The sequence below is a fragment of the Gammaproteobacteria bacterium genome, assembly GCA_009838035.1.
Classification (GTDB): Bacteria; Pseudomonadota; Gammaproteobacteria; order Steroidobacterales; family Foliamicaceae; genus Foliamicus.
The window spans coordinates 488088-514391 of sequence record VXSK01000002.1 but is presented as its reverse complement, the minus strand read 5'-3'; the positions used below and the strand labels follow the sequence as shown (position 1 = coordinate 514391).

The 26304-nt window shown below is 65.2% G+C and carries 26 protein-coding genes; 20 read left to right on the top strand and 6 right to left on the bottom strand.

Translation table 11 applies throughout. The features are described from left to right. The first annotated feature begins 18 nt into the window (after positions 1-18). Positions 19-1332, top strand: a complete 1314-nt coding sequence (locus tag F4Y72_02335; protein ID MXZ27124.1) for an NADP-specific glutamate dehydrogenase — start codon at positions 19-21, stop codon at positions 1330-1332. Between the two features lie 22 nt (positions 1333-1354). On the opposite strand, the gene F4Y72_02330 is transcribed toward F4Y72_02335, so the two are convergent. After that, complete coding sequence (locus F4Y72_02330; protein ID MXZ27123.1) at positions 1355-1729, bottom strand: type II toxin-antitoxin system VapC family toxin; 375 nt, start codon at positions 1727-1729, stop codon at positions 1355-1357. A 433-nt stretch (positions 1730-2162) separates the two neighbouring features. Here F4Y72_02330 and F4Y72_02325 point away from each other — a divergent pair, with 433 nt between their 5' ends. Beyond that, positions 2163-3005 carry a hypothetical protein gene (locus F4Y72_02325; protein MXZ27122.1) on the top strand — a complete coding sequence of 281 codons (843 nt, stop codon included), beginning with the start codon at positions 2163-2165 and terminating at the stop codon, positions 3003-3005. Here the strand turns inward: F4Y72_02325 and F4Y72_02320 are convergent. Genes F4Y72_02320 through F4Y72_02300 form a run of 5 tightly spaced genes read right to left on the bottom strand, consistent with a single transcriptional unit; the run spans position 2997 to position 8075 of the window. Next, positions 2997-4277 carry a serine hydrolase gene (locus tag F4Y72_02320; GenBank protein ID MXZ27121.1) on the bottom strand — a complete coding sequence of 427 codons (1281 nt, stop codon included), beginning with the start codon at positions 4275-4277 and terminating at the stop codon, positions 2997-2999. The two genes, F4Y72_02325 and F4Y72_02320, sit on opposite strands and share 9 nt — an antisense overlap. A gap of 31 nt (positions 4278-4308) precedes the next feature. Continuing rightward, on the bottom strand, positions 4309-5169 hold the full coding sequence (locus F4Y72_02315) for a c-type cytochrome (GenBank protein MXZ27120.1): 861 nt from the start codon (positions 5167-5169) through the stop codon (positions 4309-4311). After that, a complete protein-coding gene (locus F4Y72_02310; GenBank protein ID MXZ27119.1) occupies positions 5156-5584 on the bottom strand; it encodes a DUF1801 domain-containing protein in 429 nt (142 codons plus the stop codon). The genes F4Y72_02315 and F4Y72_02310 overlap by 14 nt, the downstream gene beginning before the upstream one ends. Before the next feature lie 17 nt (positions 5585-5601). After that, complete coding sequence (locus tag F4Y72_02305; GenBank protein MXZ27118.1) at positions 5602-6879, bottom strand: serine hydrolase; 1278 nt, start codon at positions 6877-6879, stop codon at positions 5602-5604. Positions 6880-6893: 14 nt separating this feature from the next. Further along, entirely contained in the window at positions 6894-8075 is a 1182-nt protein-coding gene (locus tag F4Y72_02300) for a serine hydrolase (protein ID MXZ27117.1), read from the bottom strand. Positions 8076-8311: 236 nt separating this feature from the next. Between F4Y72_02300 and F4Y72_02295 the strand changes: the two genes are divergently transcribed. The 18 genes from F4Y72_02295 (at position 8312) to F4Y72_02210 (ending at position 26275) form a co-directional block, all read left to right on the top strand. Then, a complete protein-coding gene (locus F4Y72_02295; protein ID MXZ27116.1) occupies positions 8312-9526 on the top strand; it encodes a hypothetical protein in 1215 nt (404 codons plus the stop codon). A gap of 143 nt (positions 9527-9669) precedes the next feature. After that, positions 9670-10989, top strand: a complete 1320-nt coding sequence (locus F4Y72_02290) for a Rieske 2Fe-2S domain-containing protein (protein ID MXZ27115.1) — start codon at positions 9670-9672, stop codon at positions 10987-10989. Beyond that, complete coding sequence (locus tag F4Y72_02285) at positions 10982-11470, top strand: aromatic-ring-hydroxylating dioxygenase subunit beta (GenBank protein ID MXZ27114.1); 489 nt, start codon at positions 10982-10984, stop codon at positions 11468-11470. The genes F4Y72_02290 and F4Y72_02285 overlap by 8 nt, the downstream gene beginning before the upstream one ends. A 20-nt stretch (positions 11471-11490) precedes the next feature. Continuing rightward, entirely contained in the window at positions 11491-13119 is a 1629-nt protein-coding gene (locus tag F4Y72_02280; protein ID MXZ27113.1) for an ATP-dependent acyl-CoA ligase, read from the top strand. Next, positions 13116-14279 carry a thiolase family protein gene (locus F4Y72_02275; GenBank protein ID MXZ27112.1) on the top strand — a complete coding sequence of 388 codons (1164 nt, stop codon included), beginning with the start codon at positions 13116-13118 and terminating at the stop codon, positions 14277-14279. The genes F4Y72_02280 and F4Y72_02275 overlap by 4 nt, the downstream gene beginning before the upstream one ends. A gap of 3 nt (positions 14280-14282) precedes the next feature. Continuing rightward, on the top strand, positions 14283-15533 hold the full coding sequence (locus tag F4Y72_02270) for an SDR family NAD(P)-dependent oxidoreductase (protein ID MXZ27111.1): 1251 nt from the start codon (positions 14283-14285) through the stop codon (positions 15531-15533). Then, the gene (locus F4Y72_02265; protein ID MXZ27110.1) at positions 15530-16258 is read left to right on the top strand and encodes an SDR family oxidoreductase; all 729 of its coding nucleotides are present in this window, start codon (positions 15530-15532) and stop codon (positions 16256-16258) included. The genes F4Y72_02270 and F4Y72_02265 overlap by 4 nt, the downstream gene beginning before the upstream one ends. After that, complete coding sequence (locus F4Y72_02260) at positions 16255-17043, top strand: cyclase family protein (protein ID MXZ27109.1); 789 nt, start codon at positions 16255-16257, stop codon at positions 17041-17043. The genes F4Y72_02265 and F4Y72_02260 overlap by 4 nt, the downstream gene beginning before the upstream one ends. Before the next feature lie 183 nt (positions 17044-17226). Then, a complete protein-coding gene (locus F4Y72_02255; GenBank protein ID MXZ27108.1) occupies positions 17227-18807 on the top strand; it encodes a DUF1838 domain-containing protein in 1581 nt (526 codons plus the stop codon). Positions 18808-18889: 82 nt separating this feature from the next. After that, positions 18890-19387, top strand: a complete 498-nt coding sequence (locus F4Y72_02250; protein ID MXZ27107.1) for a hypothetical protein — start codon at positions 18890-18892, stop codon at positions 19385-19387. Between the two features lie 125 nt (positions 19388-19512). Continuing rightward, positions 19513-21408: a threonine--tRNA ligase gene (thrS, locus tag F4Y72_02245; GenBank protein MXZ27106.1), complete on the top strand. Its 1896-nt coding sequence runs from the start codon at positions 19513-19515 to the stop codon at positions 21406-21408. 50 nt (positions 21409-21458) lie between these two features. Continuing rightward, positions 21459-21986 carry a translation initiation factor IF-3 gene (gene infC, locus F4Y72_02240; GenBank protein MXZ27105.1) on the top strand — a complete coding sequence of 176 codons (528 nt, stop codon included), beginning with the start codon at positions 21459-21461 and terminating at the stop codon, positions 21984-21986. Between the two features lie 25 nt (positions 21987-22011). After that, complete coding sequence (gene rpmI, locus F4Y72_02235; protein ID MXZ27104.1) at positions 22012-22209, top strand: 50S ribosomal protein L35; 198 nt, start codon at positions 22012-22014, stop codon at positions 22207-22209. A 16-nt stretch (positions 22210-22225) separates the two neighbouring features. After that, a complete protein-coding gene (gene rplT, locus F4Y72_02230; protein ID MXZ27103.1) occupies positions 22226-22576 on the top strand; it encodes a 50S ribosomal protein L20 in 351 nt (116 codons plus the stop codon). 40 nt (positions 22577-22616) lie between these two features. Further along, positions 22617-23603 carry a phenylalanine--tRNA ligase subunit alpha gene (gene pheS, locus F4Y72_02225; GenBank protein ID MXZ27102.1) on the top strand — a complete coding sequence of 329 codons (987 nt, stop codon included), beginning with the start codon at positions 22617-22619 and terminating at the stop codon, positions 23601-23603. Next, positions 23600-25633, top strand: coding sequence for a phenylalanine--tRNA ligase subunit beta (pheT, locus tag F4Y72_02220; protein MXZ27101.1), 2034 nt, complete (start codon positions 23600-23602; stop codon positions 25631-25633). Before pheS ends, pheT begins: the two co-directional genes overlap by 4 nt. Next, entirely contained in the window at positions 25630-25935 is a 306-nt protein-coding gene (locus tag F4Y72_02215; GenBank protein ID MXZ27100.1) for an integration host factor subunit alpha, read from the top strand. Before pheT ends, F4Y72_02215 begins: the two co-directional genes overlap by 4 nt. Next, positions 25922-26275, top strand: coding sequence for a MerR family transcriptional regulator (locus tag F4Y72_02210; GenBank protein ID MXZ27099.1), 354 nt, complete (start codon positions 25922-25924; stop codon positions 26273-26275). The genes F4Y72_02215 and F4Y72_02210 overlap by 14 nt, the downstream gene beginning before the upstream one ends. Positions 26276-26304: the final 29 nt, after the last annotated feature.

Below are 26304 nucleotides of genomic sequence, written 5' to 3'. Positions count from 1 at the left end.
TTCTCGCTCGAATCGTTCATGGCCGGCGTGGTGCGGCGGAACCCGGGCGAGACGGAGTTCCACCAGGCGGTCCGGGAAGTCGCTGTCGACATCATTCCCTTCGAGGCGGAAAACCCGCTGTTCCGCGAGGCGCGGGTATTCGAGCGGCTCGCGGAGCCGGACCGGGTCGTTTCCTTCCGCGTGGTATGGGAAACCGACCGCCGCCGGATCCATATCAACCGCGGCTACCGCGTCCAGTGGAACAATGCGATCGGGCCCTACAAGGGCGGCCTGCGCTTCCATCCGTCGGTCAACCAGAGCATCCTGAAATTCCTCGCTTTCGAACAGACCTTCAAGAACAGCCTGACCGGCCTGCCCATCGGCGGCGCCAAGGGCGGCTCCGATTTCGACCCCAAGGGCCGCTCCGACGCCGAGATCATGCGGTTCTGCCAGGCTTTCATGACCGAGCTGCACCGGCACATCGGCCCCAACACCGACGTGCCGGCGGGCGACATCGGCGTCGGCGATCGGGAAATCGGTTACCTGTTCGGCCAGTACAAGCGCCTCCAGAACGCTTTCGAAGCCGTGCTTACCGGAAAGGCGCTGGAGTTCGGCGGCTCCTACATGCGCCCGGAAGCCACCGGTTACGGCGTGGTCTACATGATGGAAGAGATGCTGGCGCTGAAGAACGAGGAACTGAACGGCAGGACCTGCGTCGTATCGGGTTCGGGAAACGTGGCCCTGCATTGCTGCCAGCGGCTGATCCACATGGGCGCGAAGGTCGTTACGCTCTCCGACTCGTCCGGGTTCGTGCATGACCCGGCCGGTATCGACACGGACAAGTTCGCCTGGGTTTACGACCTGAAGCTGTCGCGGCGCGGCCGAATCGAGGAATACGCGAAGGAATTCGGCTGCGATTTCCATGCCGGGGAGCGCCCCTGGGCGGTGCCCTGCGACCTGGCCTTTCCCTGCGCCACGCAGAATGAGCTCGACGAGCCGGATGCACGCAGCCTGGTCGAAGGCGGGTGCCGCGCCGTCGCCGAGGGCGCGAACATGCCCAGCACGCCGGCAGCGATGAAATTCCTGGCGGAGGCCCGCGTGCCCCACATGCCGGGAAAGGCCGCCAACGCGGGCGGCGTCGCCGTTTCGGGACTGGAGATGAGCCAGAACAGCCAGCGGTTCAGCTGGTCCCGCGGAGAGGTGAACACGAAGCTGCACGACATCATTCGCCACATTCACGAACAGTGCGTTCGCCATGGCGAAGAGTCCGGCTTCATCAACTACTGCCGGGGCGCCAATATCGGCGGCTATACGAAGGTCGCCGAGGCCATGCTGGCCTACGGCGTCGTCTGAACGCCGTTGCTATCGAGGCTAATCAGCTCGCCAGGGTAACTCCCGAGTCTTCGAGCCGGCGAAAATCGGCTTCATTTGCGGTGGCAAGGACCGCGCCGTGAAACAGGGCCGCGGCCGCAATCATGCAATCCGGCAAAGACCCCCGGCGGCGGCCCGATTCGTTGAACAGGCGGGCTGCGATTGCGGCTTGCTCCTCCGTGAACTCGTGGCGCCGCTCCACGACTTCCGCAGCGAATTCCAGCTCATCCGGCGTGAGTGGCCCGCACAGCAGTTCGGCCCAGGCAACTGCGCTCATGCTCAATGGTTCGCCGGTTTCGACCCACCTCCGCAATCTCCGGTCTTCCTGCGACCCGCGGATAAGGGCGCGAATCAGGAAGCTGGTGTCCAACTGGATCATTGCGTTTTCGAAAGCACCCGCTTGCCGGTTTCGAGGCGCTCCACGTTCACTTCCTGCTCCCACCCCGATAGATCAACTCCCCGCTCCCTCACGGAGGATTGCAATCGGTCCAGCGCGTGCAGGGGGCCTGCTTTCTCCGGGTAAGCAGTGGACGCTGCCAGGCGAATGGCCCTTCGGAGTACTTCAGACTTGGAGACCTTCCATCGCTGCGCCAGCGATTCAAGCGCGCGGACTGAACCCACATCGAGGGTATAGGTTGACTTGATAGTTGGTATGGCCATACCAGCAGTATATGGCCATATGTCTGTTCGTCAAATTACGGATAGTCTGGACTTCGCATTCGGGCGCAAGGCGCCTTGTGCGCCCCCCGTGTTATCTTCGCGCCGGACGGGATGTCCGTCCGGGCAAGGTCTGTGAAATGGAGAATGAAGAGATGACCGCTGCGTCTTTTACATCCCTTGATACCAACGCTGTGCCCTGGGAGGACAACCCGGGAATTCCCGGATTCAAGCGCCGGCTGCTGGTTTTCGACGACGCCACCCGGTCCGAGGTCCGTATGGACTACGTGCCGCCCGGCGCCATACCGAGGGTGATCGAACTGCCGCACCGCCATTACCACAGGACCGTGACGGAACGGGCCTACGCGCTGGGCGGCGACTTTCCGCATTGGGAGTTTTCCTCGACCAGGGACCGCGAGGGCGAGATGATCGTGTTCCGTCGCCACCTGTTCATGGACCGGCCGCCGAAGAGCATTCACGGGCTCATGCCCGAGCCGCTGTCCGAAACCGGATGCGTGCTGCTGTACTGGAACACAGGCCCTGGCACCGGCGTGGCCGAACCGGACGCTCCGATGGAATCGGTTGAACTTTCCTTTGATGATAGCGCCGATGCCGACCGCACCGATTTTTCCGACGCCCGGCTGTTCGATACGGCGGAGGTCGCCTGGCAGGCGCATGACTCGGCGTCGGGCTGGAAGCGGAAGCCGTTGGCCGAGGCCGTAGAGAACTCCGGCGCGGTCAGACTTGTGCACGTTCCCGCCGACTGGAGCGGATCGCCCGAACCCGTGCAGGCGCCGGGTAAAGGACCGTCGCCCTGGCTGTTTGTGATTGCCGGCGACCTCTGCGTTCAACTAACGGAGAACGGGGCGCGGCGCGTTCTGGCGCTGCGGGAGGGAGCGTTCCTGATCTGGCGCGCCGGAACGGCGCTAAACGTGCCGGCCGAATCCGCCAGCGAGGGCGGATGCACAGTGCTCTGCGTCGGCCACGACCTATCCTGAGCCGAGGCAGGCGGCGTTCAGGTCGGCGCGCGTGGGGAGCGTTTCCGCGGGCTGGCCACCGATCGAGTCCACGGCCCGCGTGAACAGGTTGGGCAGCACGGCGTCGTCCCACTCGGGGCCGTCCTTCCCGGTGCGCAGGATCACCAGTTCCCGCGACGGGATCATGTAAAGCCGCTGGTCACCGGCGCCGTCGAGGAAGAACACGTCATCGGCCACGAACGGCTCCGAATGCACGTTCCCCATGAACTCGATGCTCGGGTCGTATTTGCGCAGGGGCTCATGGGACGTTCCCAGCCATAGCTGCATCCCGTAGTTTTTGTTGGCCGCCGAGGGCGTGGTCATTTCGTCCACCCAGCCGGCGGGAATGACCTGCTCGCCCGCGTAGCAGCCGTTCTGCATCAGCGCCTGGCCGATGAGCGCCCAGTCCTCGATCGCGGTCCACATGCAGCAGTCGGTGTGCACCATGCCGTCCTCGCGGTCCAGCAGCAGCCAGCCGTCGCGCAGCCCCAGCGGCTCCCAGAGCTTCTCGGACAGGTAGTCGGCGAAACGCATGTCGATCGCGCGCTCCACCACGATTCCGGCCACCTGGCTGTTGGGATTGGCGTGCGAGAACGCCGTTCCCGGGGGCGCGTAGATTCCCACGTCGAGGTTGGCGGTAACGATGTCGGTTCCCATCGTGCGCGCCAGGCGCGCCGAGCCCGGATAGAAGGCGAAGGTTTCCTCGAGGCCCCCGGCCATGTTCAGGAGATCGCGAACGGTGATGCCGCGGCGTTCGTCCGTGTCCCATTCCGGAAGAAAATCCGCAGCCGGCTGATCGACGGACTCCATGTGGCCGTCGGCGATGGCGTGGCCCACGAGTATCGAGGTCAGGACCTTGGTCAGCGAGTGGGTGCTGAATTCAGACTCGGGGGCCTGGTCGTTGAAATAACTGGCATGCGCCAGCCGTCCCTTGTAGAGCACCACCAGCGAATCGCTTCTTTGCTGCCCGGCCCATGAGGCGGCTTCCTCGTATATGGCCGGATCGATCGGGTTTTCACCCGCCGTCCAGGCCTCCAGCGGCACGAAGTCGCTGCCGGCCACCAATTCCTGCGGGTCATACCAGGCGCGTGCGGGGCTCATGGGATTGCCGGACAGCGAGATGACGTAACGCTTGGCGTAGATGCCGTACCAGCCGAGCCGCGAAGGCAGATAGACCAGCACGCCGATTACGGCAATGACGATCAGCGTCCACTTGCCGGTCTTGGCAAGTCCTCTGAGTATGCGCTTGAGCATGTTGTCTCCTTCTTGTTTCGGGGCCGCACGCTTACTCGGGCGCGGCTGTCTCCGCGTCGTCCGTCGGCCGGCCGGGAAGAATACCCCCGTAGAGTACCGCTCCGCCGTACATCGGCGATTGCCACAACTGTTCGGAGAAGCGCGGTATGGCCATGGCCGCCACCGGGAAGCACTGGACGAAGTAGTTCGGCCGTATCGGCAACCCCTGCAGGGCGTAGCAGAAGAAATCGCGGTCGTCGATGTGCCAGAAGCCGTCCACGCCCTCCATATTGGAACTGACCGAGCCGTCCTTGTTGTAGTAGGCGTCGAAGACGAATTCCTGCTCGTCGTCCACCCAGCGGTAACGGGTGGTGTTGTGCATCAGGTGGTTCCAGAAGCTCGGGAAGCGCTCGGCGGGCGATTCGCCCCTGGGCGTTTCGAGCGCGGCGATGTCGATTTCGGGGCGCGGCCAGTCGGCGCCGCCGGTTTCCATCATCATGAACGAGATCATCGGGAGGCGGTCCCGATCCGGCACCGGTTCGGGGATCAGCATCGTGTTGCCCGGCAGATAGTCGTCGGGGTTGGCAAGCCATTCATCCACGCGGTCCGGCGTCCAGGCGAATTCGGCCTCCCTGAGCGTTTCTGAATAGCTGAATTCCTCCCGGGTGCCGGCGGTCCGGCCGATAACCTCCCACAGATTGGGTCCGGCCAGGTGCAGGGCGTCCTCGGCGAGCGTGTGGCAGGCGCTGCAGCGCTGCTGAAAGGCCAGCCGGCCCCGCACGTAGTCGGCCCCGGCCAGCGCCTCGCGGGTCAGGCGCTCCTGCGCGCCGGCGGGCGAAGCCGGCAACTGCCATACGATGGCGGCAAGGGCGAATGCCGCTGCAGCGCGATAGATCATTTCATGTCGCTCCATATTTCCCGACCATGTATTGCACGGATGACGCAATCAGTTCCTCCAGAACCGAAAGGTCCACATCGTCGAGTTTGTTTATATACAGGCAGGACCTGCCCGTCTTGAATTTTCCCAGCCTGGCCATCAGCGCATCGTAGCGCGCGAACCCCGGCATGATGTAGATCGTAAGCGCATTCTTGCGCGGCGAAAATCCGGTGATGAGAAAGTCGCCTTCGCGGCCGCTTTCGTAGCGGTAGTGATACTCGCCGAATCCCACGATGCTCGGTCCCCACATCCTCGGCTCCCAGCCGGTGATCCGCTCCATCATGGCATTGATCGTTCGCGCGTCCTCCCGCCGGCGTTCGTTTTCAACGGCGTCCAGAAACGATCCGACTCCAGCGCCGGTTGGACGAGTCTTGTTCCGGTTGGCCGCCACCTGACCGCCCACGAAAACTACAGGATGCCGCGAATGACGGCGTTGGGGATGATGGCTTCGTCGAAGCCCTTGTCGCGCGGCGGCGGATAGCCCATGCGCAGCACGATGAGGTCGAGCTTGGGGCTGATCCAGACCCGCACCTTGCCGCCGCCGTCCAGGTAGAACAGGTCGTCGACGGCAAAGGGCTCCGAGTGATAGTTGGCGAAGTTCGGGGGCATGCTCGGGTAGTAGGGGCGCCGCTCCATGAACACCGTGTCGGTCCAGATCTGAAAACCGTAGTTCGGATTGGGTTCCGAGCCGGTGAGCATTTCGTCCACCCAGCCGTCCGGCAGCAGCTGCGTGCCGTCCGGCAGCTTGCCGTCGTTCATCAGCAGGTGCGCGACCCGCATCCAGTCGGCCGGCGCCGAAAGGAAGCAGCAATACGAGATGACGTTGCCCTCCAGGCCATCCAGGCGCATGGCGCCGCGCTGCGCGCCCAGCGGCCGCCAGAACTTCTCCCCGAGGTAGTGCGCGAAGTTCCTGCCGGTGGCCCGGTGGATGATCATGCCGGCGAGCTGCGTGTTGGGGTTGTTGTGGGCAAAGGTCGTGCCCGGTTCCTCAGCCAGCTCGAACGAAAGCACGGTACCGTAAATATCGCTCCCCTCCACCAGTTGCATGCTCTTGGCGTACGGCTGCGGGCCCTGGCCGCGCTGACCGAACGGCAGTTCCAGGCCGGTGGTGTTGTGGAGCACCTGGCGCACCGTGATCTGCCCGCGCGGATCGCCTTTCCACTCGTGGATGTAGTTCTCGACCGGATCGTCGAGGCTCCCGATGTCGCCATCGGCCAGCGCGAAGCCGGCGACGATTCCGTGCAGGGTCTTCACCCACGAATGGGAGCTGATCGGCGAGCTCTCGTGAAATCCTTCCATGAACTCCGCGTGACGGATCTTGCCCTTGTGATAGATCATGAAGGCCTGCGTTTCCCGCTCCATGGCGTAGCTCGAAGCGGCGGCGACGGCCTCGGGATCGATGGTGGGCGGCTCGTCCGGATCGGCGCCGGGAAAGAACGGCTGCGACACGCCCCCGTCCACCAGGATCATCGGGTTGTACCAGGTCTGGGGCTGGCGGAACGCGGTCTGGTCGGGCTGGTCGCGCCAGCGCCGCCAGAAGTGGAAGTCCTGCGCCTCCACTTCGTTGACCCAGTCCACCCGGGCCTGGATTTCCTCGGGCGTCATTTGCGTATTCGGCTGGTCCTGGGCGGCCGTCGCGCCCACCGCGATCAGCGTCACGGCGGCGAGCCAGAGTCTTGTCGTCATTGCCTTGCTCCCTTTCATCTCAGTCCCGCCAGCAACAGGTTGGGCAGACGCGAGTCGTCCCAGTCCATGGCCAGCGCGCCGGTGCGCACGATCACCATGTCGGCGCTCGGAATGATATAGACGCGCTGCCCGCCGAAGCCGTCGAAATAGGCCACGTCGCCGGCGGCGAACGGTTCCGAGTGGAACGCCCGCAGCGAAGCTTTTGAATTGTAGGCACGCTGCTCCATGTGCTCCGTGCCCAGCCAGGTCAGGAAACCGTAGTTCGGATTGTTGGGGCCGGGCGTGCGGACCGCCGCGATCCAGTCCTCCGGCACGACCTGGCGCCCGCTCGCGCGGCCGTTCTCGAGGTGCAGCAGGCCGAACCGCAGCCAGCCGCGGGCCGGAATGTCCAGGCAGCAGTAGCTTCGGGCCATGCCGCCCTCGGTGTCCATCTGCACCCAGCCGTCGCCCGCGCCCAACGGCTTCCAGAGCGCTTCGGACAGGTATTCCGCATACGGCCGGCCGGTGGCGTTTTCGATGACCAGGCCCAGCACCAGCGGATTGATGCTGTTGTATTCGAAACTTGTGGCCGGCGGCTCCACGGCCTGTTGCTCGAAAGTGATCGGACGCATGTCCTGGCCGATCAGCAGGCCCATCATCGATCCCAGGCTGCCGAAGGCGAAGGTCGGGAAATCGATTCCGCTGCTTTGCCAGAGCGCCTGGCGAATCGTGATTGCGGCTCGCTCGTCGTCGGCCCACTCGGGTAGATAACGGCTGATCGGGTCGTCCGCGGAGCCGATGTGCCCCTCGGCGATCGCAACGCCCACCAGCAGGGCGACCACCGACTTGTGCATGGACTGGGTTGAGGTCAGCGTGTTTTCGTCGGCGCCTTCGTAATAGTGCTCGAGCTGAATGCGGCCGCCGCGCCAGACGATCAGCGCGTCGGACCCGGTTTCGGCGCCGTAGGCCATGGCCGCCTGCAGGCTTTCGATGGACAAGGCGCGTTCGCCGAAAGAGGCCTGGGGAAGCGGCTGCTCCGGGGTTCCGGGGACCCGTTGCATATGACCGGGACGGTTTCCAGCGAACTGGCCGAATAACCGGATGGTTTCGGTCGGCTTTGCGACCAGGAAACCAAGCACGATCAGCAGCACCAGGCCAACCACGCCGCCCACCGCCCAGGCAATGGTCAATCCGAAGATGCGCAGCAATTTCTTCACGAACGGACCCGCAACCCCCAACAGAGCGCGTAATCATATCCGGGGAACGAAGGCATCTTGTCCTCTAGTTGCTGGTTGGCAGCGCGGCTCGGAATTCGGCGAGATTGAACGAACGCCTCTTTGGCAGCCGAATGCGCTTCGCTGCTGGGAGAGTAACAGGGAGCTTTACCTTAGGTATTACCGAATAAACATGCTATAAAGCGGGTCCCGCTTTAGGGGGAATTGGGGGAGTGGGTATGGCCGATGAAAGAAAGGGCAGCGCCCGGGACCGCGCCTATGCGGTTCTTTTTGGCGGCACGAGCAGGGCGGCCAGGATATTTGATACCGTTCTGTTCGCTGCGATTCTGTTGAGCGTTCTGACCGTAATAGTCGAATCCAGTCAGTCAGCCGATTCCCCTTGGACCGCCCGTCTACGCATTGTTGAGATTGCCTTTACGCTGATCTTCAGTATTGAGTACATTATCCGGCTCTGGTGCCATCCAAGAGCGCTGCGATTTGCCTTTAGCACGTTCGGGCTTATCGATTTCCTATCCATCGTTCCGACCTACCTCGCGCTTCTTTTCCCGGGCTTGCAAACGTTTGCCGCGTTGCGCGTGCTGCGGCTACTCCGCATCTTCCGCGTATTTCGCTTAAGTCGATTTGCGCGGGCGGGAAAGGTCATTGGCAACGCGCTAGCCGAGTCCCGCTACAGAATCGCCGCGTTCCTTGTTGGGGCAGTTCTTATTGCCGTAGTGGTCGGTTCTCTTATGTACATGATTGAAGGTCCGGAAAGTGGGTTCGCCCACATTCCCGCGGGCATCTACTGGGGCATTGCCACCCTGACAACGGTAGGGCATTCCGAACTAAACCCACTTACGCCAGCCGGTCAAGTGTTGGAATCCTTCGTCATGATTCTTGGCTACGGAATGCTTGCAATTCCGGTCAGCGTTATTACTTCGGAAATTGTGGCTGAACAGCGGGCTAGAGTGAAGATTCTTGAGGGCGAGGAATCCGAGCAGCTTGAGTACAAGTCCTCAGCTTTCTACGACTATAACAAGACGCAAATCCCGGAAACTCATCTCTTTGAGGGATCGGTTCTGAAGCCCGTTGCCGGCTTCCTCAACGCGAGAGGCGGATCGCTAATTATCGGCATGAGTGATGACGGCGAGGTGCTGGGCATACAAGAAGATCTTGAATTAAAGAACTGGAGCGTCGATAAATACGTCAGAACCCTGACAAGCAGAATTGAAAGCTCCATGGGCTCAGCCGCCGCAGCCTTGACGACTATCAGCCTCAAAAAGGTAGAAGGTCGGCACGTTTGCGTCCTGGATGTAGAGGCGGCGGCCAGCCCCACATTTGTGAAAAAATCGAAGTCGATGAAGGAAGGCGCGCTCTATGTTCGGATGAACAATTCAACCCGCGTCCTGGAAGGCAACGAGATTGTCAAATACACCGCCAGGCGCTGGGCATAGTTCAGCATCGCTCGCGAGCCCGGATTGATTGGTAGGGCGGAAGGTCTTCGTTTCAGTTTTTCGACAGTTCGCCACCGCCCATTGCGCCTTGTCGGGGTCTGCCGGGGCTAGAATCTGCCGACCAAGCGAATTCGCACGAGACGATGACCGCCCGTTCATACGCCAGCAACCCCGACGCACTGAGCGCCCTGGTCCGGCCCGACGCCGTGCATCGCGACCTGTACATATCCGAGGAACTCTACGAGCTGGAACTGGAACGCCTGTGGCGCAACACCTGGATCTACATGGGGCACGACAGCCAGGTGCCGAAGCCGGGCGATTTCTATACCGCGGACATCGCCGGTTCGCCGCTGGTGATGCTGCGGGGGCGCGACGACGAGGTGCGGGTGTTCCTCAATCGATGCGCGCACAAGGGCACCCGGGTGGTCAGCGCGGTGGAAGGGAATTGCGGGAGCACGCTCAGATGTCCGTACCACGGCTGGACCTATCGCCTGGACGGCAGCCTCAGGACGGTTCCGATGAAAGGCGGTTACCGGGGAACGGAGATCTCCGATTCGGCCCACTGGCAGGGGCTGACGCCGGTCCCCAATCAGCAAATCTACCGGGGCTTCGTGTTCGTGCGGCTCAGCAACGAGGGGCCGGATTTTCACGACTACTTCGGCGATTCCCTGAGTTCGATCGACAACATGGCCGACCGCTCGCCGGAGGGCCGGCTGGAGATCGCCGGCGGCGTGCTGCGCTACGACCACGACTGCAACTGGAAGATGTTCGTGGAGAATCTGAACGACGCGATGCACCCGATGGTGGCGCACCAGTCGTCGGCCGGCATCGCCAAGCGGCTCTGGGAGGAGGAGGGCGACGGCGGAGAGCCGCCGATGGTGGTTCAGCAGTTCGCGCCTTTCGTCAACGACTACGACTTCTTCGACAACATGGGCGTGAAGATTTACGAGAACGGCCACTCCTATACGGGCGTGAAATTCTCGATTCACTCGAAGTACTCGGCGGAGCCGGAGTACGAGCGGCGGATGATCGAAGCCTACGGCGAGAAACGCGCCCACGCGATCCTCGGCGAGAACCGGCACAACACGGTCTATTTTCCGAGCCTCACGATCAAGGGCGCGATCCAGGCGATCCGCGTCGCGCGTCCGCTGGCGTCCAACAGGACGGTGCTGGAAAGCTGGACGTTTCGCCTGGTCGGCGCGCCGGAGGAACTGCTCAAGCGCACGATGACGTATTCGCGGCTGATCAACGCGCCGACCTCGGTGGTCGGGCACGACGACCTGCACTGCTACAGCGAAATCCAGAAGGGACTGCACGCGCAGGGCAACGAATGGGTGAGCCTGCATCGGAACTACGATCCCGCCGAGCGGGACGGCATCGCGGGCATGTACAACGGCACGAGCGAAGTCTCGATGCGCGGCCAGTTCCGCGCCTGGCTCAAGTACATGCTTCCCCATGACTAGGAAGGGGCCCGGCGAGGGGGAGTTGGCGCGGTTCGTGTACCGGGAGGCGCGGCTGATCGACGAGAAGCGGCTGGACGAGTGGTACGAGTTGTTTGCCGAGGACGCGTTGTACTGGATGCCGCTGGTGCGCGGTCAGACGGATCCGCACAGTCACACGTCGCTGTTCTGCGAGGACAGGTTTCTGCTGAAGGTTCGCATCGAGCGGCTGAAGAACCCGCTGTCGCATTCGCAGCAGCAGCCGAGCTTTTGCCAGCACGTGCTGCAGCGCCCCGAGGTCGTCGAGCGGAACGACGATGCGGGCGAGTATGCGATGCGCACGCCCTTCGTCTATCTCGAGACGCGGCTGGATGAGCAGTTCGTACTCGGCGGCGTGGCGCACCACGATCTTCGCCTCGAGGATGATCGTCTGAAGATCGCGGTCAAGCGCATCGAATTGCTGAACCGCGACGCGGCGCTGCCTTCCATACAGCTTTTCCTGTGAGCGTCGCGGCTCCGTGCACCGTGGCGCGCGTGCTGGAGGACGCGGCGGCGCGGCACGGCGACAAGCCGTTTCTCCGAATTACGCGGGACACGGCCGAGCGGACGGGCATCGAGGCGGGCGACCTGAGTTATGCCGAGGCCTGGGACCGCACGCAGGCGCTGATCGGCGATTTCTCCGGGATCGCCGACGGCGGTCCGCAACGGGTGGCGCTGCTGCTGGAGAACCGCCCGGAGATGTTCCTGCACTGGCTGGCGCTGAACGCGCTGGGCATATCGGCGGCGCCGCTGAACCCGGCCTGGCGGTCGGCCGAGCTTGGTTATGCTCTGGCGCACAGCGAATCACGGCTCGTGATCGCTTTGCCGACACGGGTGGCCGAGCTGCGGGACGTCGTGAGGCAGGAAGGGCTGGACGTGCCGGTGCGGGCGCTCGGCGAGGACCTTCCGAAACTGCCGTCGCGGCCCGGGGGCGGGCAGCAGCCCGAGGACCCCGCCGACCGCGAGTGCGCCCTGCTGTACACGTCGGGGACCACGGGCAAGCCCAAGGGCTGCATGCTCAGCAACCGCTATTTCACGATGATCGGCGACTGGTACACGGCGCTGGGCGGCTTGTGCGCGCTGGACAGGGATGGAGATTGCGTGATCACGCCGCTGCCCATGCACCACATGAACGCAATGGCCTGCTCGACCATGGTCATGCTGGTCAACGGCGGCTGTATCGTGCCGCTGGACCGGTTCCACCCGCGGAGCTGGTGGCGGGAAGTCCGGGAATCCGGCGCGACCATCGTCCATTACCTGGGCGTGATGCCGGCGATCCTGCTCAAGCTGGAGGAGGACCCGGACGAGCGCCGCCACGGCGTGCGTTTCGGGTTCGGCGCCGGGGTCGGAAGCCGCCAGCATGTGCCGTTCGAGGAGCGCTTCGGGTTCCCGCTGGTGGAAGCCTGGGCGATGACCGAGACCGGCGCGAGTGCCGCGATGATCGCCAACCACGAGCCGCGCAAGCGCGGCACAGCCTGTTTCGGCCGGCCATTGCCGGCGGTGGACGCGCGCATCGTCGATGACCAGGCGAATGAGGTGCGGGTGGATCAGCCGGGCGAGTTGTGGGTGCGCCATGCCGGCGGCGATCCCCGGCTGGGCTTTTTCTCGGGCTATTTCAAGGACGCCGCGACGACCGAGGCCGCCTGGGAGGGCGGATGGTTCCACACCGGGGACATCGTGGCGCGCGACGCCGACGGCGACATGCACTTCGTCGACCGCAAGAGCAACATGATCCGGCGCAGCGGCGAGAACATCGCCGCCGTGGAGGTCGAAGGGGTGCTGGCCGAGCATGATGCCGTCGCCGAAGCGGGCGTCGTGGCGGCGCCCGACGAGATCCGCGGAGACGAGGTGTTCGCCTGCATCAGGCCGAAGGGCGGGAGCGCGGACTCCGGCGACGCGCAATTGCTGGCGGAAGAGCTGGTGCGCTACTGCCTCAAGCGGCTTGCCTATTTCAAGGCGCCCGGGTACGTCGCGTTCGTCGATGCCTTGCCCCACACCACGACGGAAAAGCTAGACCGGGCGGCGCTCAAGTCATTGGCCGCGGACTTGACGGATCGTGCCGACTGCCTGGACCTGCGCTCAATGAAAAAGTCTGCCCCATCGCGAGCGGCATGAGCCGGCAAGGCTACGAGGGCGTTGCGCTGGCCGCGCCGGTGACCGTTCCGTACCGGCGCTATTCGACGCGCGACGCGCACTGGTGGATCGCCCGGGCGCTGGCGGCGCTGCTGAAGGACACCGGTCTGAAAAAGGACGACATCGACGGCTTGGGCATATCCAGCTTTACACTCGGCCCGGACACCGCGGTGGGCCTGACCCAGCACCTCGGGATGTCCCTGCGCTGGCTGGACCACGTGCCCATGGGCGGCGCTTCCGGCGTCGTCTGTTTGAGGCGGGCGGCCCGCGCGGTGCAGTCCGGCGACGCGGAGATCGTTGCCTGCATCGCCGGCGACACCAATCACGTGGACACGTTCCGGCGCACGCTTTCCACCTTCAGCCGCTTCGCCCAGGACGCCGTCTATCCGTACGGATCGGGCGGCCCCAACGCCAGCTTCGCCTTCATCACCGACTGGTGGATGCGGCAGTTCGGCGTCGAGCGGGAGGACTTCGGCAAGTTGTGCGTGGCCCAGCGTCGCAATGCCATGGACAACCCTCTTGCATTGCTGCGCAAGCCGCTCGATCTTGACGATTACCTTGGAGCGCGGGTCATAGCCGAGCCGCTGCACCTGTTCGACTGCGTCATGCCCTGTGCCGGGGCGGACGGCTACCTCGTCATGACGGCGGAGCGCGCCGAAGCCCTGGGTCTGGACTCCGTGCGGCTGCTGGGCGCGATCGAACGGCACAACGCTTTTCCCGACGACCCGGTGCAGATGCGCGGGGGCTGGGAGCTGGACCGCGACGAACTCTGGGCGCAGGCGGGCGTGGGCCCGGGCGACATGGATTTCTTCCAGGCCTACGACGACTATCCGGTGATCACGCTGATGCAGATCGAGGAGCTGGGCTTCTGTCCCTCCGGCGAGGGCGCGGCATTCGTCCGCGCGCATGAATTCGCTTATGACGGCGACTGTCCGCTGAACACCTGCGGCGGCCAGTTGTCGATGGGCCAGGCCGGCGCCGCCGGCGGATTCCTTGGGCTCGTGGAGGCGTTGCGCCAACTCCTTCGCCGCCCGCTGGGGAAGCAGGTTGCCGACGCCACGCATGGCGCGGTCTCCGGTTTCGGCATGATCAACTACGACCGCGGCCTGTGCAGCGCCGCCGCCGTCCTTGCCCGCTCCTGAGCCATGCGCGCCCGGCCCCGCCTCAAGAACCCCATCCTGCGCACGCGGCAGCCGCTGACGCCGCCGATGCCGCGCAGCCGCACGGCGCTGGGCCTGACGGCGCAGGCAGCGGAAGGGCGCTTTTCGCTGCAGCGTTGCGAGTCCTGCGGCCAGGTGCAGTACCCGCCGGCGGACAGTTGTCGCCGCTGCCTGTCCGAAGATTTGCTCTGGACGCCGATGTCGGGCCGCGGCGAGCTGCTCGCGCACACGACCCTGCACCACAGCAACGATCCTTTCTATCGCGAGCGCCTGCCCTGGCGGCTGGGATTGACCCGGCTCGAGGAAGGGCCGGTGGTCGTCGCACACCTGCACCGCGATTGCCCGCCGCCGCCCGCCGCCGTGCGCGTTACGGCTAAACTGGACAAGGCGGGCCGAGGCGTGCTGGTGGCGCTCCCCGCGGACGAGTTGGGAGACATGAGCACGGATCCACGTCACGGGGAATTCTCCTGCGACCCCGAACACCGCAAGGTGCTGGTGACCGACGGCAAGAGCCGGGTCGGCCAGGCACTGGTCCGGGAGCTTGCGGCGGCCGGCGCGGCCGTCATCTGGGTGGGCCAGGCCGAGCCGTGGAAGAAATACGCGGGCCAGGACGCCATCGAGAAGCTGGATCAGGTCACCGTCATACCGCTGGACCTGACCGACGAACGCGGCGTCAAGCGCATCGGCGCGGAGATCGGCGGGCGGGTGGACATTCTCATCAACAACGCCGAGGTGCACCGGACCCAGGGCATTGCCGGCAGCGGCGGGGCGGAACTGGCCCGGCGGGAAATGGAGGTCAACTACCTGGGGCTCCTGCGCCTGGCCCAGGCTTTCGGCCCGGCCATGCGCGCGCGCGGCGCCGACGGCGGCGCGTCGGCCACGGCCTGGGTGAACGTGCTGAGCGTTTACGCGCTGAGCAACTATCCGCCGCAGGGCACGTATTCGGCTTCGAAGGCCGCGGCGCTGTCGCTGTCGCAATGCCTGCGCGCGGAGATGCAGGACGCCGGAATCCGGGTCGTGAACGTATTTCCCGGCCCCATCGACGAGGAATGGAACCAGCCCCTGCCGCCGCCCAAGCTGGCGCCGGAACGGCTGGCGAGGGACATCGTCCAGGGATTGCGCGACGGCGTCGAGGACCTGTTTCCCGGGGACGTGGCGAAGGAATGGCTGGAGCGATGGAAGGACAACCCCAAGGTGCTGGAACGCGAACTGGCGCTGGAGTCGCAGACGGCATGAGCGGGGAGCGGGTCTGGCTGACGGGCGCGAGCTCGGGCATCGGCGCCCGTCTCGTGGACATTCTGGTGGAACAGGGCAGCGAGGTGATCTGCTTCTCGCGCCGGCCCGCCGCGACCGATTCCGCCGCAGTGAAATCCATTGCGGTCGATCTGTCCGATCCGGAAGCGACCCGGCAGGCCTTCGAGGAAGCCGCCGGGAGCGTTCCGGCCAATCGCCTGGTGCACAACGCGGGCGTGATCCGCGAAAGGCCGTTGTCGGAAGTCACGCAGGAAGACATGGACGCGCTGGCGCGCCTGCACATGGGGGCCGCCGTGGCGATGGTGCAGGCGAATCTCGACTGCATGCGCGAGGCCGGCTGGGGCCGCATCGTGCTGATGTCCAGCCGCGCGGTCGTGGGGCTGGCCAAACGCACCGCCTACGCGTCCACCAAGGCCGGCATGCTGGGCCTGGCGCGCACCTGGGCGCTGGAACTGGCCCCGCTGAAGGTGACCGCCAACGTCATCCTGCCGGGCCCGATCGCCGAGACCGAAATGTTCGACGATGTCGTGCCTCCCGGTAGCGAACGCGCCGGCAAGCTGGCTTCCTCCATTCCGATCGGGCGCCTGGGCCGGCCCGATGACGTCGCCCGCGCCGCCCTGTTCTTCCTCGACCGCGGCAACGGCTTCGTGACCGGCCAGGCGCTCTACGTTTGCGGCGGCACCTCCGTGGGTTCACTGACGCTGTGACCGAACTGCTCCAGGACCTGCTGGCGGGAATCGCCGCGGACAAGCTCAAGGTTGTCGACCTGACGCACACGCTGGGCCCGTCCTTCCCCCAGCTCAGCCTTCCGCCGGAAATGGGCCAGGCGCTGCCATACCGAAGCGAGGAGATTTCCCGCTACGACGGCCGCGGCCCCGCCTGGTACTGGAACAACTTCACGCTCTGCGAGCACACCGGAACACACTTCGATGCGCCTATCCACTGGGTTTCCGGGCGCGAGCTGCCGAACAACTCGGTCGATACGATTCCGCCCGAGCACATGATCGCGCCGGCCTGCGTAATCGACTGCACCGAGGATACCGAGCGCGACGCCGACTTTCTGCTGACCCGCGAGCGCCTGGAGGTATGGGAGGCCGAGCATGGCCGGATCCCGGCCGGCTCATGGGTGCTGATGCATACCGGCTGGGCGCGCCGGGTGAACGATCCGGTGGCGTTTCAGAATTTCGACGAGATCGGCCAGCATACGCCGGGTCCGGACGTGGATTGCGTGCGCTTTCTGGTGGACGAGCGCGACGTGCTGGGTTTCGGCACCGAGACTATCGGCACCGACAGCGGCCAGGCGCAGCGCCTGAACCCGCCTTTCCCGTGCCACTACTACATGCACGGCGCCGGCAAGTACGGCTTGCAGTGCCTGAACAACCTGGACCGGCTGCCGCCCACCGGCGCGGTCCTGTTCACGGCGCCGCTCAAGCTGGAGGAAGGCTCCGGCAGCCCCCTGCGCGTCCTCGCCCTCACTCCCGCTCCCGCATAAGGCGCGGCTTGCGCCGCCAGTTCGACCTCAGGAGAAAACCCTGTCCATGCGCATTCAATTCTCAAGCGGACTCATTTTCGTTGCGCTTCTTGCGGCGCCCCTATACGCACCGGCCCAGGTGGAAATCATCGAGCCCGAAGACCGCTCGCCGGGCATCGTCAAAATAGCCCGGGGCGCCACCGAATGCCGGGAGCCGTCCAGGGACAACGCCCGCTACGCCACCGAATACTGGACCATGTACATCCATGCGGACGGCAGCCGCTACATGCACGTGGTGTCCGACAACATGCGTTTCGGCCAGGCGCGCCACGCGATGGTCTGGGTCGATCCGAAGGGCGACACGCGGGAGGCTTTTCTCAATACCTGGACCAGGAATGGCGTCATCGGTTCGGCCTATGCCGTGAAGCGGGAAGACAGCGTGGACGTGGCGGCCTCCGATCTCCGGTTCGAGCGGGCCGGCGAAGGCATGATCCGGGAAGAAGTGAAGGCTCTCGCCCGGCTGGATTCCATCGGAGTCGGTCCGGCCTCGGCCGACGGGCTTCATTTCCTCCACTACGACTTCGACGCACCGGGCAAGCAGCCTCACGGCATCTACTGGATGGGAGGCACCCTGCACGGCACGATGGTCGGCGTAATCGCCCTGTCTCAATACACGTATCTCGGCGAGGAGGAGATCACCATTGCCGACGGCAAGACTTTCAAGGCGGACAAGTTCGAGATGGTCAGCGGCACAAAGGTGTGGCTGACGAAGGAGGATCGTATCCTGCTGCGCATGGATCTCGTATTCGGCGCGGCCTACGGCTCGATCTTCGAGACGGTCAGCCTGGACATCACCGAGGTGGGGTCCTGAGCGGCCGGGCCGCCGTGGTTACGCGGCGCGATGCCACGGCGTTGATCGCCGCCATGGGCCTGGGGCCCGCGGTTCTGCCCTGGAGGGAGGCCGGTGCCGGCGAACATGCGCGGGATTTGCCGACGGACCCGGTCGAACAGAACGCCGCCAGGGTGCGCATCCTGGGACGCACCGACGAAGGGGAGAGTTACTGGCAGGGGGCCAGCCGCATATACGCGCTGACGCCCGACGGCGTGACGCCCTTGCTTGAAAGCCGCGGCGGCGAGAGGTCCTGGTGGCGGCCCGACGGGCAGGGGATCTACCGCCGCTACCCGTCGTCCATCAATTTCTTTATCGACCCCGAAACCGGCGCTTTCATCGACGCGTTCGAGAATCCGCTGACCGGCCGGACGGTCCGGCTCGAGCCGGCCCTGCAGCGGCGCCAGGACGGCGAGGTGTTCACCCCCAGGGGCAGCTACTTTCCGAACAGCAGGGCGCGATTTCCGGAAATGTACGACGACCAGCCGCTGGACCTGGATTGGCGGGTGGACAACGGCTCGATCCGCCTGTTCGAAATCGAGAAGTTCGCTCCGGTTGCGAGACGGCCCATCTACGAAACCTACACCTACTTCGCTCCGGCCGGGGTGGCGCTGGACGAGAGCGCCGTCCAGTCCCCGGCCGTGCGCGCCGGCTGGTTCGTCGGCAGCTTCAGCCACTGGCTCGACATGGCCGACGTAGAAGGCTACATGGTCTGGCACTTCGAGAGCACCAAGGTGTTCACACTGGAAGACCTGGGCGAGGATTACATCGCCCACGCCCGGGCAAGGAACCCTCTTTTCGACGTCTCGCCCGAGTTCGACGAAGGGCCGGACTATCTCGAAACGGTCGAAAGGCGCCGCAGCGCGAAAGACCGGCCAGGGCCTCATTCCGACTGAAACGCAACCGTCTTGCGGTTTGCGGCATCCATAGAGCGAGACGGGCCGTTACGGCCATGACCTGAAGAAAGGAGACAGACCGATGAGGAAGATTCTGACCACGTCCGCCGCCGTGTTCCTGGCGCTCGGCGCCACCGCCGCCCAGGCCCACGACCCCGCCGCGCAGCGGGCCGACTGGCTCGGCGAGAAGCTGGAGCTGAACGACGAGCAGAAGGCGCAGGTGAACGAGATCTATGCCGAGGCGCAGGAGCAGCGCGAGGCCCTCAGGGAGCAGGCCAGGGAAGAGCGAAAGGCCGCCATCGAGCAACGCAAGGCCCGGTGGCAACAGACCCAGTCGATCAACGAGGCGACCCGGGAACGGCTGTCCGCCGTGCTGACCGAGGAACAGAACGCAAAGCTCTCCGATATGCGCGAGGGCATGAAAGAGCGCGCGATCATGCGCCGCAGCGCCGAGCGAAGAGGCTGGAGCCGCGGCATGGACCGTGGGCGCGGCATGGACCGCAGAAGGGACATGGCCCGGCGCATGATGCGTAACCGTTACAAGCAGGAGCAATCCGAAAACCCCGCCGCCGACGAATAGATAGACCCCTCCCTCCCCCCTGAAGCGGCGGGGGATCCCGGGGCCCCATGACGCAGGGGCCCGAGCGAGCGCCGGCGCAGCCAAAGGAACGAGCTGCGCCGGCGCATCTCCCGTACAATCGCCGGATGCCGGAAATAACGCTTCCCGACGGCAGCAGCCGCTCCTACGACGAGCCTCCCAGCGTGGCCGACGTGGCCGCCGATATCGGCCCCGGACTGGCGCGCGCGGCGCTGGCCGGTAGGGTAGGCGGGGAGCTCGTCGACACCGATTTCCGCATCGAAAACGACGCCGACGTCGCGATCGTGACCGCCCGCGACGCGGACGGGCTGGAAGTGCTGCGCCACTCCACCGCGCACCTGCTGGCGCAGGCCGTCCAGCAGCTTTTCCCCGGCGCCCAGGTCACGATAGGGCCGGTGATCGACGACGGTTTCTACTACGATTTTTCCTACGAGCGCGGGTTCACTCCCGAAGACCTCGAGAGCATCGAAAAGCGCATGAAGGAACTGGCGAAGGCCGACCTGCCCGTGTCGCGCGAGACCGTGGCCCGCGACGACGCCGTGGAGTATTTCAGGTCCATCGGCGAGCACTACAAGGCCGAGATCATCGCCGGCATTCCGGCGGACGAGGCCATCACGCTGTACGGCCAGGGCGAATGGAAGGACCTCTGCCGCGGTCCGCATGTGCCCTCCACCGGGCACCTCAAGGCCTTCAAGCTGACCCGCACAGCGGGCGCCTACTGGCGCGGGGATTCGTCCAACGAGCAACTGCGCCGCATCTACGGCACCGCCTGGGCCGATTCGAAGTCGCTCAAGGCCTACCTCAGGCGCCTGGAGGAGGCGGCAAAGCGCGACCACCGGCGCATCGGCACCGACCTGGACCTGTTCAGCATCCAGGAGGACGCCGGCGGCGGCCTGGTCTTCTGGCATCCGAAGGGCGCCCGCATCCGCCGGGTGATCGAGGACTTCTGGCGCGAACGGCACGAGCAGGCCGGCTACGAGCTGCTGTACACGCCGCATATCGCGCTGGAGGACCTATGGGACCGCTCCGGCCACACCGACTTCTACCGCGAGTCGATGTATTCGCCGGTGGAGGAGGAGGGCAGGGGCTACCAGTTACGGCCCATGAACTGCCCGTTTCACATCCTCATCTACCGCAACCGGCTGCGCTCGCACCGCGAGCTGCCGATGCGCTGGGCGGAGCTGGGGACCGTTTACCGGCGCGAGATGTCCGGCGCGCTGCACGGGCTGATGCGCGTGCGCGGCTTCACCCAGGACGACGCCCATATTTTCTGCACCGAGGACCAGATCGCCGACGAGATCCTGCGGATCCTGGACCTGGCCCTGGAACTTTTCGGGGCCTTCGGTTTCGAGGAACTCAACGTGGTGCTGGCGACACGGCCCGAAAAGGCCGTCGGCACGCCGGATATCTGGGACCGGGCGACCGCGGCGCTGGAATCGGCGCTCAACGAGAAGGGGATGAGCTACGAAGTCGATCCGGGCGGGGGCGCCTTCTACGGACCCAAGATCGACATCAAGATCCGCGACGCCATCGGCCGCGAGTGGCAGTGCTCGACCGTGCAGCTCGACTTCAATCTGCCGGAACGCTTCGAACTGGAATATGTCGCTGCCGACGGAGCGCGGCGCAGGCCGATCATGATTCACCGGGCCCTGCTGGGGTCGCTGGAGCGCTTCTTCGGCATCCTGATCGAGCATTACGCGGGCAAGTTTCCGCTCTGGCTGGCGCCGGTGCAGACGGTCGTGCTGGCCATTACCGAGCGCCAGGAGGCCTACGCCCGGCAGGTGCTGAATGCCTTGCAGGACGCGGGATTGCGCGCCGATGCCGACTTGAGAAGCGAAACAATAGGCTATAAAATCCGCGACCACACTTTGCAGGGTGTTCCCTACCTCCTGGTGATCGGTGATCGTGAGGCCAGGGAGGGCACTGTAGCCGTGCGGTCCCGCGAGGACGGCGATCTCGGCGCCATGTCTCTCGATGATTTCATGGCCAGGACAGCGGCTTGAGGATCGGGCGCCCCGCAAGGCATTGATGAGAACTTAGCTGCCCGGAGGATATCAATATCGCTCAAAAGAAGCGGATTCTTCGCAACGAGGAGATCGAAGCCTACGAGCTTCGCGTAATCGGCGAGGATTCCAAGCAGATCGGCGTCATGAATCGCGAGGATGCGCTTCGTACCGCCCAGGAACGAGGTCTCGACCTCGTTGAAGTGGACCCCAACGCCACGCCTCCCGTTTGCAAGATACTCGACTACGGCCGCTACGTATTCGAGCAGAACAAGCGGGCGCACGCGGCAAGGAAGCGGCAGAAGCAGATTCAGGTCAAGGAGATCAAGCTGCGTCCCGGTACGGACAAGGGTGATTACGACGTCAAGTTGCGCAACGTGTTGCGGTTTCTGGAGCACGGCGACAAGACCAAGATCACCTTGCGCTTCCGTGGACGGGAAATGGTGCACCAGGATCTGGGCGCGAAGTTGCTGGACCGGGTGCGCGAGGACCTGAGCGAAGTCGCGCTGGTGGAACAGGAGCCGAAACTGGAAGGGCGGCAGCTCACGATGGTGATGGCGCCGCGCAAGAAAAATTGAGCCGATAGAGAGCCTGAAAGACGATATGCCAAAGCAGAAAACCAATCGCGGCGCGGCCAAGCGCCTGAGGCGCACCGGGGGCGGCTCGTTCAAGCGCGCCCGCTCGCATCTCAATCACATCCTCACCAAGAAGAGCAGCAAGCGCAAGCGCAAGCTGGGCTCTCCCGCCACGGTGGCGAAAGCGGACGTGGAGAACGCCAAGCGGCTTCTCCCCTACGCGTAAGCCGGAGGAATTCACTATGGCCAGGGTCAAACGTGGCGTCACAACGCATGCAAGGCACAAGAAAGTCCTGAAGAAGGCCAAGGGCTACCAGGGCGCGCGCAGCCGCTCCTACCGGGTGGCGCGCCAGGCCGTCACCAAGGCCGGCCAGTACGCCTACCGGGACCGGCGTCAGCGCAAGCGCAATTTCCGCGCGCTGTGGATCATGCGCATCAACGCCGCGGCGCGGCAGCACGGCATGTCGTACAGCCGTTTCATGAGCGGATTGCGAAAGGCGGAAATCGAACTGGACCGGAAGGTACTGGCCCATATCGCGGTGCATTACCGGGAGGCGTTTGCCGATTTGGCGAAGCGCGCGGCGGCGGCCTGAGCCGCTGCCGGTGTCCGGATAGCCGTTGGGTACGGCGCAAATGGAGGGTCTTCAGGACAGGGCGCGCGAAGCGCTGACGGAGATCGAATCCGCCGCCACGCCGGAAGCGCTGGAAGAGCTTCGGGTTCGCCTGCTGGGGCGCAAGGGCGAGATCACCGCGCAACTGAAGGCGCTGGGTTCGCTGCCGCCGGAGGAGCGTCCCGCGGCGGGCAAGGCCGTCAACGAAGCCAAGAACGCGATCAGCGCCGCGATCGCGGCGCGCAGGCAGGCGCTCAGCGATCGCCGGCTTGACGAGGAACTGAGCGGCGGCGGCATCGACGTGACGCTGCCGGGCCGCGGCATACCGCCCGGCGCCCGGCATCCGGTCACGCGCACGATCCGGAGGATGCGGGACATCCTGACCGGCGCCGGCTTCTCCGCCCGTTCGGGGCCGGAAGTGGAAGACGAGTTCCACAATTTCACGGCCCTAAACATGCCCGAGAACCATCCGGCCCGGGCCATGCACGACACCTTCTACCTGCCGTCCGGCATGCTGCTTCGGACGCACACTTCGCCGGTGCAGATTCGGTCGATGCTGGCCGAGGGCGCGCCGCTGAAGATCATCTCGCTGGGACGGGTGTTCCGACGCGACTCGGACCAGACGCATACGCCGGTTTTCCACCAGGTCGAGGGACTTGCTGTGGATGAAAACGTGAGCCTGGCGAACCTCAAGTCGCTGCTGCACGAATTTGCCGAACGATTCTTCGAGCGCAAGGTCGAAGTCCGGTTCCGCGCGTCGTACTTTCCCTTCACCGAACCTTCCGCGGAAATGGACGTTCGCTGGGGCGACGGCGGCTGGCTGGAAATCCTGGGCTGCGGAATGGTGCATCCGGAAGTGCTGCGGCACGGAGGCGTGGACCCCGAGCGCTATACCGGCTATGCGTTCGGCATGGGCGTGGAGCGCATGGCCATGCTGCGCTACGGCGTCACGGACATCCGCCGCTTTTTCGAGAACGACGTCCGTTTCCTGGGGCAGTTCGCGCCATGAAGATCGATATGGCATGGCTGCGCGAGTGGTGCGATCCGGGGGTCGGCGACGAGGACCTGGCGCACCAGCTCACGATGGCCGGCGTGGAAGTCGACGACCTGGTTGCCGGCCCCGACGGGTCCGCCGTCCTGGAGCTGGCGCTGACGCCCAACCGGGCCGACTGCTTTTCGGTTCGCGGGGTCGCGCGCGAAGTTTCGGCCCTGTTTTCCGCGCCCCTGTCGGCGCGGGATGTGGCGGAGACGCCGGCGTCGATCGACGCGCGCAGGGAGCTGGGCCTGGTGGCGCCGGAGGCCTGTCCCCGTTTCGTCGGCCGAGTGATCGAGGGCCTCGACCCGACGGCGGAAACGCCCGCGTTCATCAAGGAGCGGCTTGCCGCCGCCGGCGAACGGCCGCAGCACCTGCTCGTGGACGTGACCAACTACGTGATGCTCGAGATGGGCCAGCCGATGCATGCCTACGACCTTGAACGGTTGAACGGCGGCCTGTGCGCGCGCTGGGCGGAGCCGGGCGAATCGCTGACCCTGCTGGACGGGACCGAACTGAAGCTGGAAACCGACGTGCTGGTGATCGCCGACGAAAAACGAGCGGTCGCCGCCGCCGGGATCATGGGCGGGCACGGCAGCGCGGTGGGCGACGGGACTTCCGGCGTCCTGCTGGAGTCGGCGTTCTTCGCTCCGGGCGCGGTCGCCGGCAGGGCCCGGAGGCTGGGGCTGCAGACCGAAGCGTCGCTGCGATTCGAACGCGGCGTGGACCCGTCCGGCCAGGTGGAGGCGATCGAGCGGGCGACCGAACTGATCGTCGCGGCGGGCGGCGGAAAACCGGGGCCGGTGGTCGATTCGGTTTCGGAAAAGGACCTGCCGCAACGCGGGGCAATCGAGCTGAGGCGCGCGCGGCTGTCGGCACTGCTCGGAGTCGGGTTGCCCGACGGGGCCGTAACCGCCATGCTGCGGCGGCTGACCATGGCCGTGGAGGAAACCGAAGCGGGCTGGCGGGTCACGCCGCCGTCGTTCCGGTTCGACCTGGCCGAGGAGGCGGACCTGGTAGAGGAAATCGCGCGCGTTCACGGCTACGAGAACATTCCCGAGACGCCGGCGAACTGGAGCGCGCATCCCTCTGCGTCCACCGAGCGGCAGGTCGATCCCGACCGGGTGCGGGCGCTGCTCGTCGATCGCGGCTACCACGAGTGCCTGAACTACAGCTTTCTGGACGAGGAATCGCACAAGCCGTTTCATTCCGTTGCGCAAGAACTCGAATTGGCCAATCCGCTGTCCGGGGAGCTCTCGGTACTGCGCCGGTCGCTGTGGCCGGCGCTGCTGCGCAACTACCGGACCAATCGCGACCGCGGGACGACGGACGCCCGCCTGTTCGAGATCGGTGTCTGCTTCTCCGGCACGCCCGACGACATCCGCGAGGAAACCTGGCTGGCGGGGTTGTTGGCCGGAGGCGCGATGCCGGAACAGTGGGGCTCACCGCGGCGCGATGCGGACTTCTTCGATGCCCGCGGCGACGTCGAGGCCATCCTGGCCCTGGACGGCCCGGCCTGCGGGTTCGATTTCCGGGCCGCCGGGCATCCCGGCCTTCGTCCCGGACGTTCGGTCCGGGTCCTTCGCGGCGAGAGCGAAGTGGGCTGGGTGGGCGAACTGCATCCGGAACTTGCCGACGGGGGACCGGCGCCGCAACTGTTTGCGCTTCGTCTGGACGCGGCGCTCGAATCCCGCGCGGCCCGGGTCACCGAGGTATCCCGCTTCCCCGCCGTGCGCCGCGACCTTTCCCTGGTTGCGCCGCCGTCGGTTCAGGTCGGCGACCTGCTCGGCGCGATCCGCGCGGAAGCGGGCGAACTGTTGCGCGAAGTGATCGTTTTTGACGTTTACGAGGATCGCAAGAGTTTGAACTCTGATGCAAGAAGCGTGGGTTTAGGCTTGATTTTTCAGTCAATTTCGCGCACACTTACGGACGCGGAAGTGGACCGGGCCGTTGCGGACGCCGTTTCGCTTCTGGTGGAGAAGTTTGGGGTCGGCGTTCGGCAATGAAACGAAACATGCTTACCCGGGCCGGGATTGTCAGCTCCCTGCACGCCAATATCGGCATGAGCAAGCAGGAGAGCGCGATGGTCGTCAACGCGGTGTTCGAGAGCATCAGCGATGCGCTGGTGGGCGGCAACCGCGTGAAGATCTCCGGTTTCGGCAACTTCGACCTGCGCGACAAGGGCGAGCGGCCGGGGCGCAATCCGCGCACAGGCGAAAGCATTCCGATCAGCGTACGCAGGGTAGTGACCTTTTCCGCGGGCCAGAAACTGAGGCAACTGGTGGAAGCGGGTGCTGGACCAGATTGACCGGGACCTGAAGCTGCCGCCGATTCCGGCGAAACGCCTCTTCACCATCGGCGAGGCCAGCGCGCTTTGCCAGGTGGAACAACACGTGCTGCGTTACTGGGAAAAGGAATTTCCGCAGCTCAACCCCACCAAGCGTCGCGGCGGACGCCGCTACTACCAGCCGCAGGACATCATGCTGATCCGCCAGATCCGGCATCTGCTGCAGGTCGAGGGCTATACGCTGGCCGGCGCCCGGCAGCGCCTCGAGGGCGAGGATTCGCGCCAGGACCAGAGTCACATGAAGCAAATCGTTCGCCAGATGCGGGTCGAACTGGAGGAGTTGCTCCGTTTGCTGCGATAGCGCGGCCGCCACGCGATAGAATCTGCACC

What these genes read in the sequence shown, in the direction of transcription:
- F4Y72_02335 (MXZ27124.1), top strand. Translation starts at nt 19, where the DNA reads ATGGCCGGCGTGGTGCGGCGGAACCCGGGCGAGACGGAGTTCCACCAG.
- F4Y72_02330 (MXZ27123.1), bottom strand. Translation starts at nt 1,729, where the DNA reads ATGATCCAGTTGGACACCAGCTTCCTGATTCGCGCCCTTATCCGCGGG.
- F4Y72_02325 (MXZ27122.1), top strand. Translation starts at nt 2,163, where the DNA reads ATGACCGCTGCGTCTTTTACATCCCTTGATACCAACGCTGTGCCCTGG.
- F4Y72_02320 (MXZ27121.1), bottom strand. Translation starts at nt 4,277, where the DNA reads ATGCTCAAGCGCATACTCAGAGGACTTGCCAAGACCGGCAAGTGGACG.
- F4Y72_02315 (MXZ27120.1), bottom strand. Translation starts at nt 5,169, where the DNA reads ATGGAGCGACATGAAATGATCTATCGCGCTGCAGCGGCATTCGCCCTT.
- F4Y72_02305 (MXZ27118.1), bottom strand. Translation starts at nt 6,879, where the DNA reads ATGACGACAAGACTCTGGCTCGCCGCCGTGACGCTGATCGCGGTGGGC.
- F4Y72_02295 (MXZ27116.1), top strand. Translation starts at nt 8,312, where the DNA reads ATGGCCGATGAAAGAAAGGGCAGCGCCCGGGACCGCGCCTATGCGGTT.
- F4Y72_02290 (MXZ27115.1), top strand. Translation starts at nt 9,670, where the DNA reads ATGACCGCCCGTTCATACGCCAGCAACCCCGACGCACTGAGCGCCCTG.
- F4Y72_02285 (MXZ27114.1), top strand. Translation starts at nt 10,982, where the DNA reads ATGACTAGGAAGGGGCCCGGCGAGGGGGAGTTGGCGCGGTTCGTGTAC.
- F4Y72_02275 (MXZ27112.1), top strand. Translation starts at nt 13,116, where the DNA reads ATGAGCCGGCAAGGCTACGAGGGCGTTGCGCTGGCCGCGCCGGTGACC.
- F4Y72_02270 (MXZ27111.1), top strand. Translation starts at nt 14,283, where the DNA reads ATGCGCGCCCGGCCCCGCCTCAAGAACCCCATCCTGCGCACGCGGCAG.
- F4Y72_02265 (MXZ27110.1), top strand. Translation starts at nt 15,530, where the DNA reads ATGAGCGGGGAGCGGGTCTGGCTGACGGGCGCGAGCTCGGGCATCGGC.
- F4Y72_02255 (MXZ27108.1), top strand. Translation starts at nt 17,227, where the DNA reads ATGCCGGGAGCCGTCCAGGGACAACGCCCGCTACGCCACCGAATACTG.
- F4Y72_02250 (MXZ27107.1), top strand. Translation starts at nt 18,890, where the DNA reads ATGAGGAAGATTCTGACCACGTCCGCCGCCGTGTTCCTGGCGCTCGGC.
- thrS (MXZ27106.1), top strand. Translation starts at nt 19,513, where the DNA reads ATGCCGGAAATAACGCTTCCCGACGGCAGCAGCCGCTCCTACGACGAG.
- rpmI (MXZ27104.1), top strand. Translation starts at nt 22,012, where the DNA reads ATGCCAAAGCAGAAAACCAATCGCGGCGCGGCCAAGCGCCTGAGGCGC.
- rplT (MXZ27103.1), top strand. Translation starts at nt 22,226, where the DNA reads ATGGCCAGGGTCAAACGTGGCGTCACAACGCATGCAAGGCACAAGAAA.
- pheS (MXZ27102.1), top strand. Translation starts at nt 22,617, where the DNA reads ATGGAGGGTCTTCAGGACAGGGCGCGCGAAGCGCTGACGGAGATCGAA.
- pheT (MXZ27101.1), top strand. Translation starts at nt 23,600, where the DNA reads ATGAAGATCGATATGGCATGGCTGCGCGAGTGGTGCGATCCGGGGGTC.
- F4Y72_02215 (MXZ27100.1), top strand. Translation starts at nt 25,630, where the DNA reads ATGAAACGAAACATGCTTACCCGGGCCGGGATTGTCAGCTCCCTGCAC.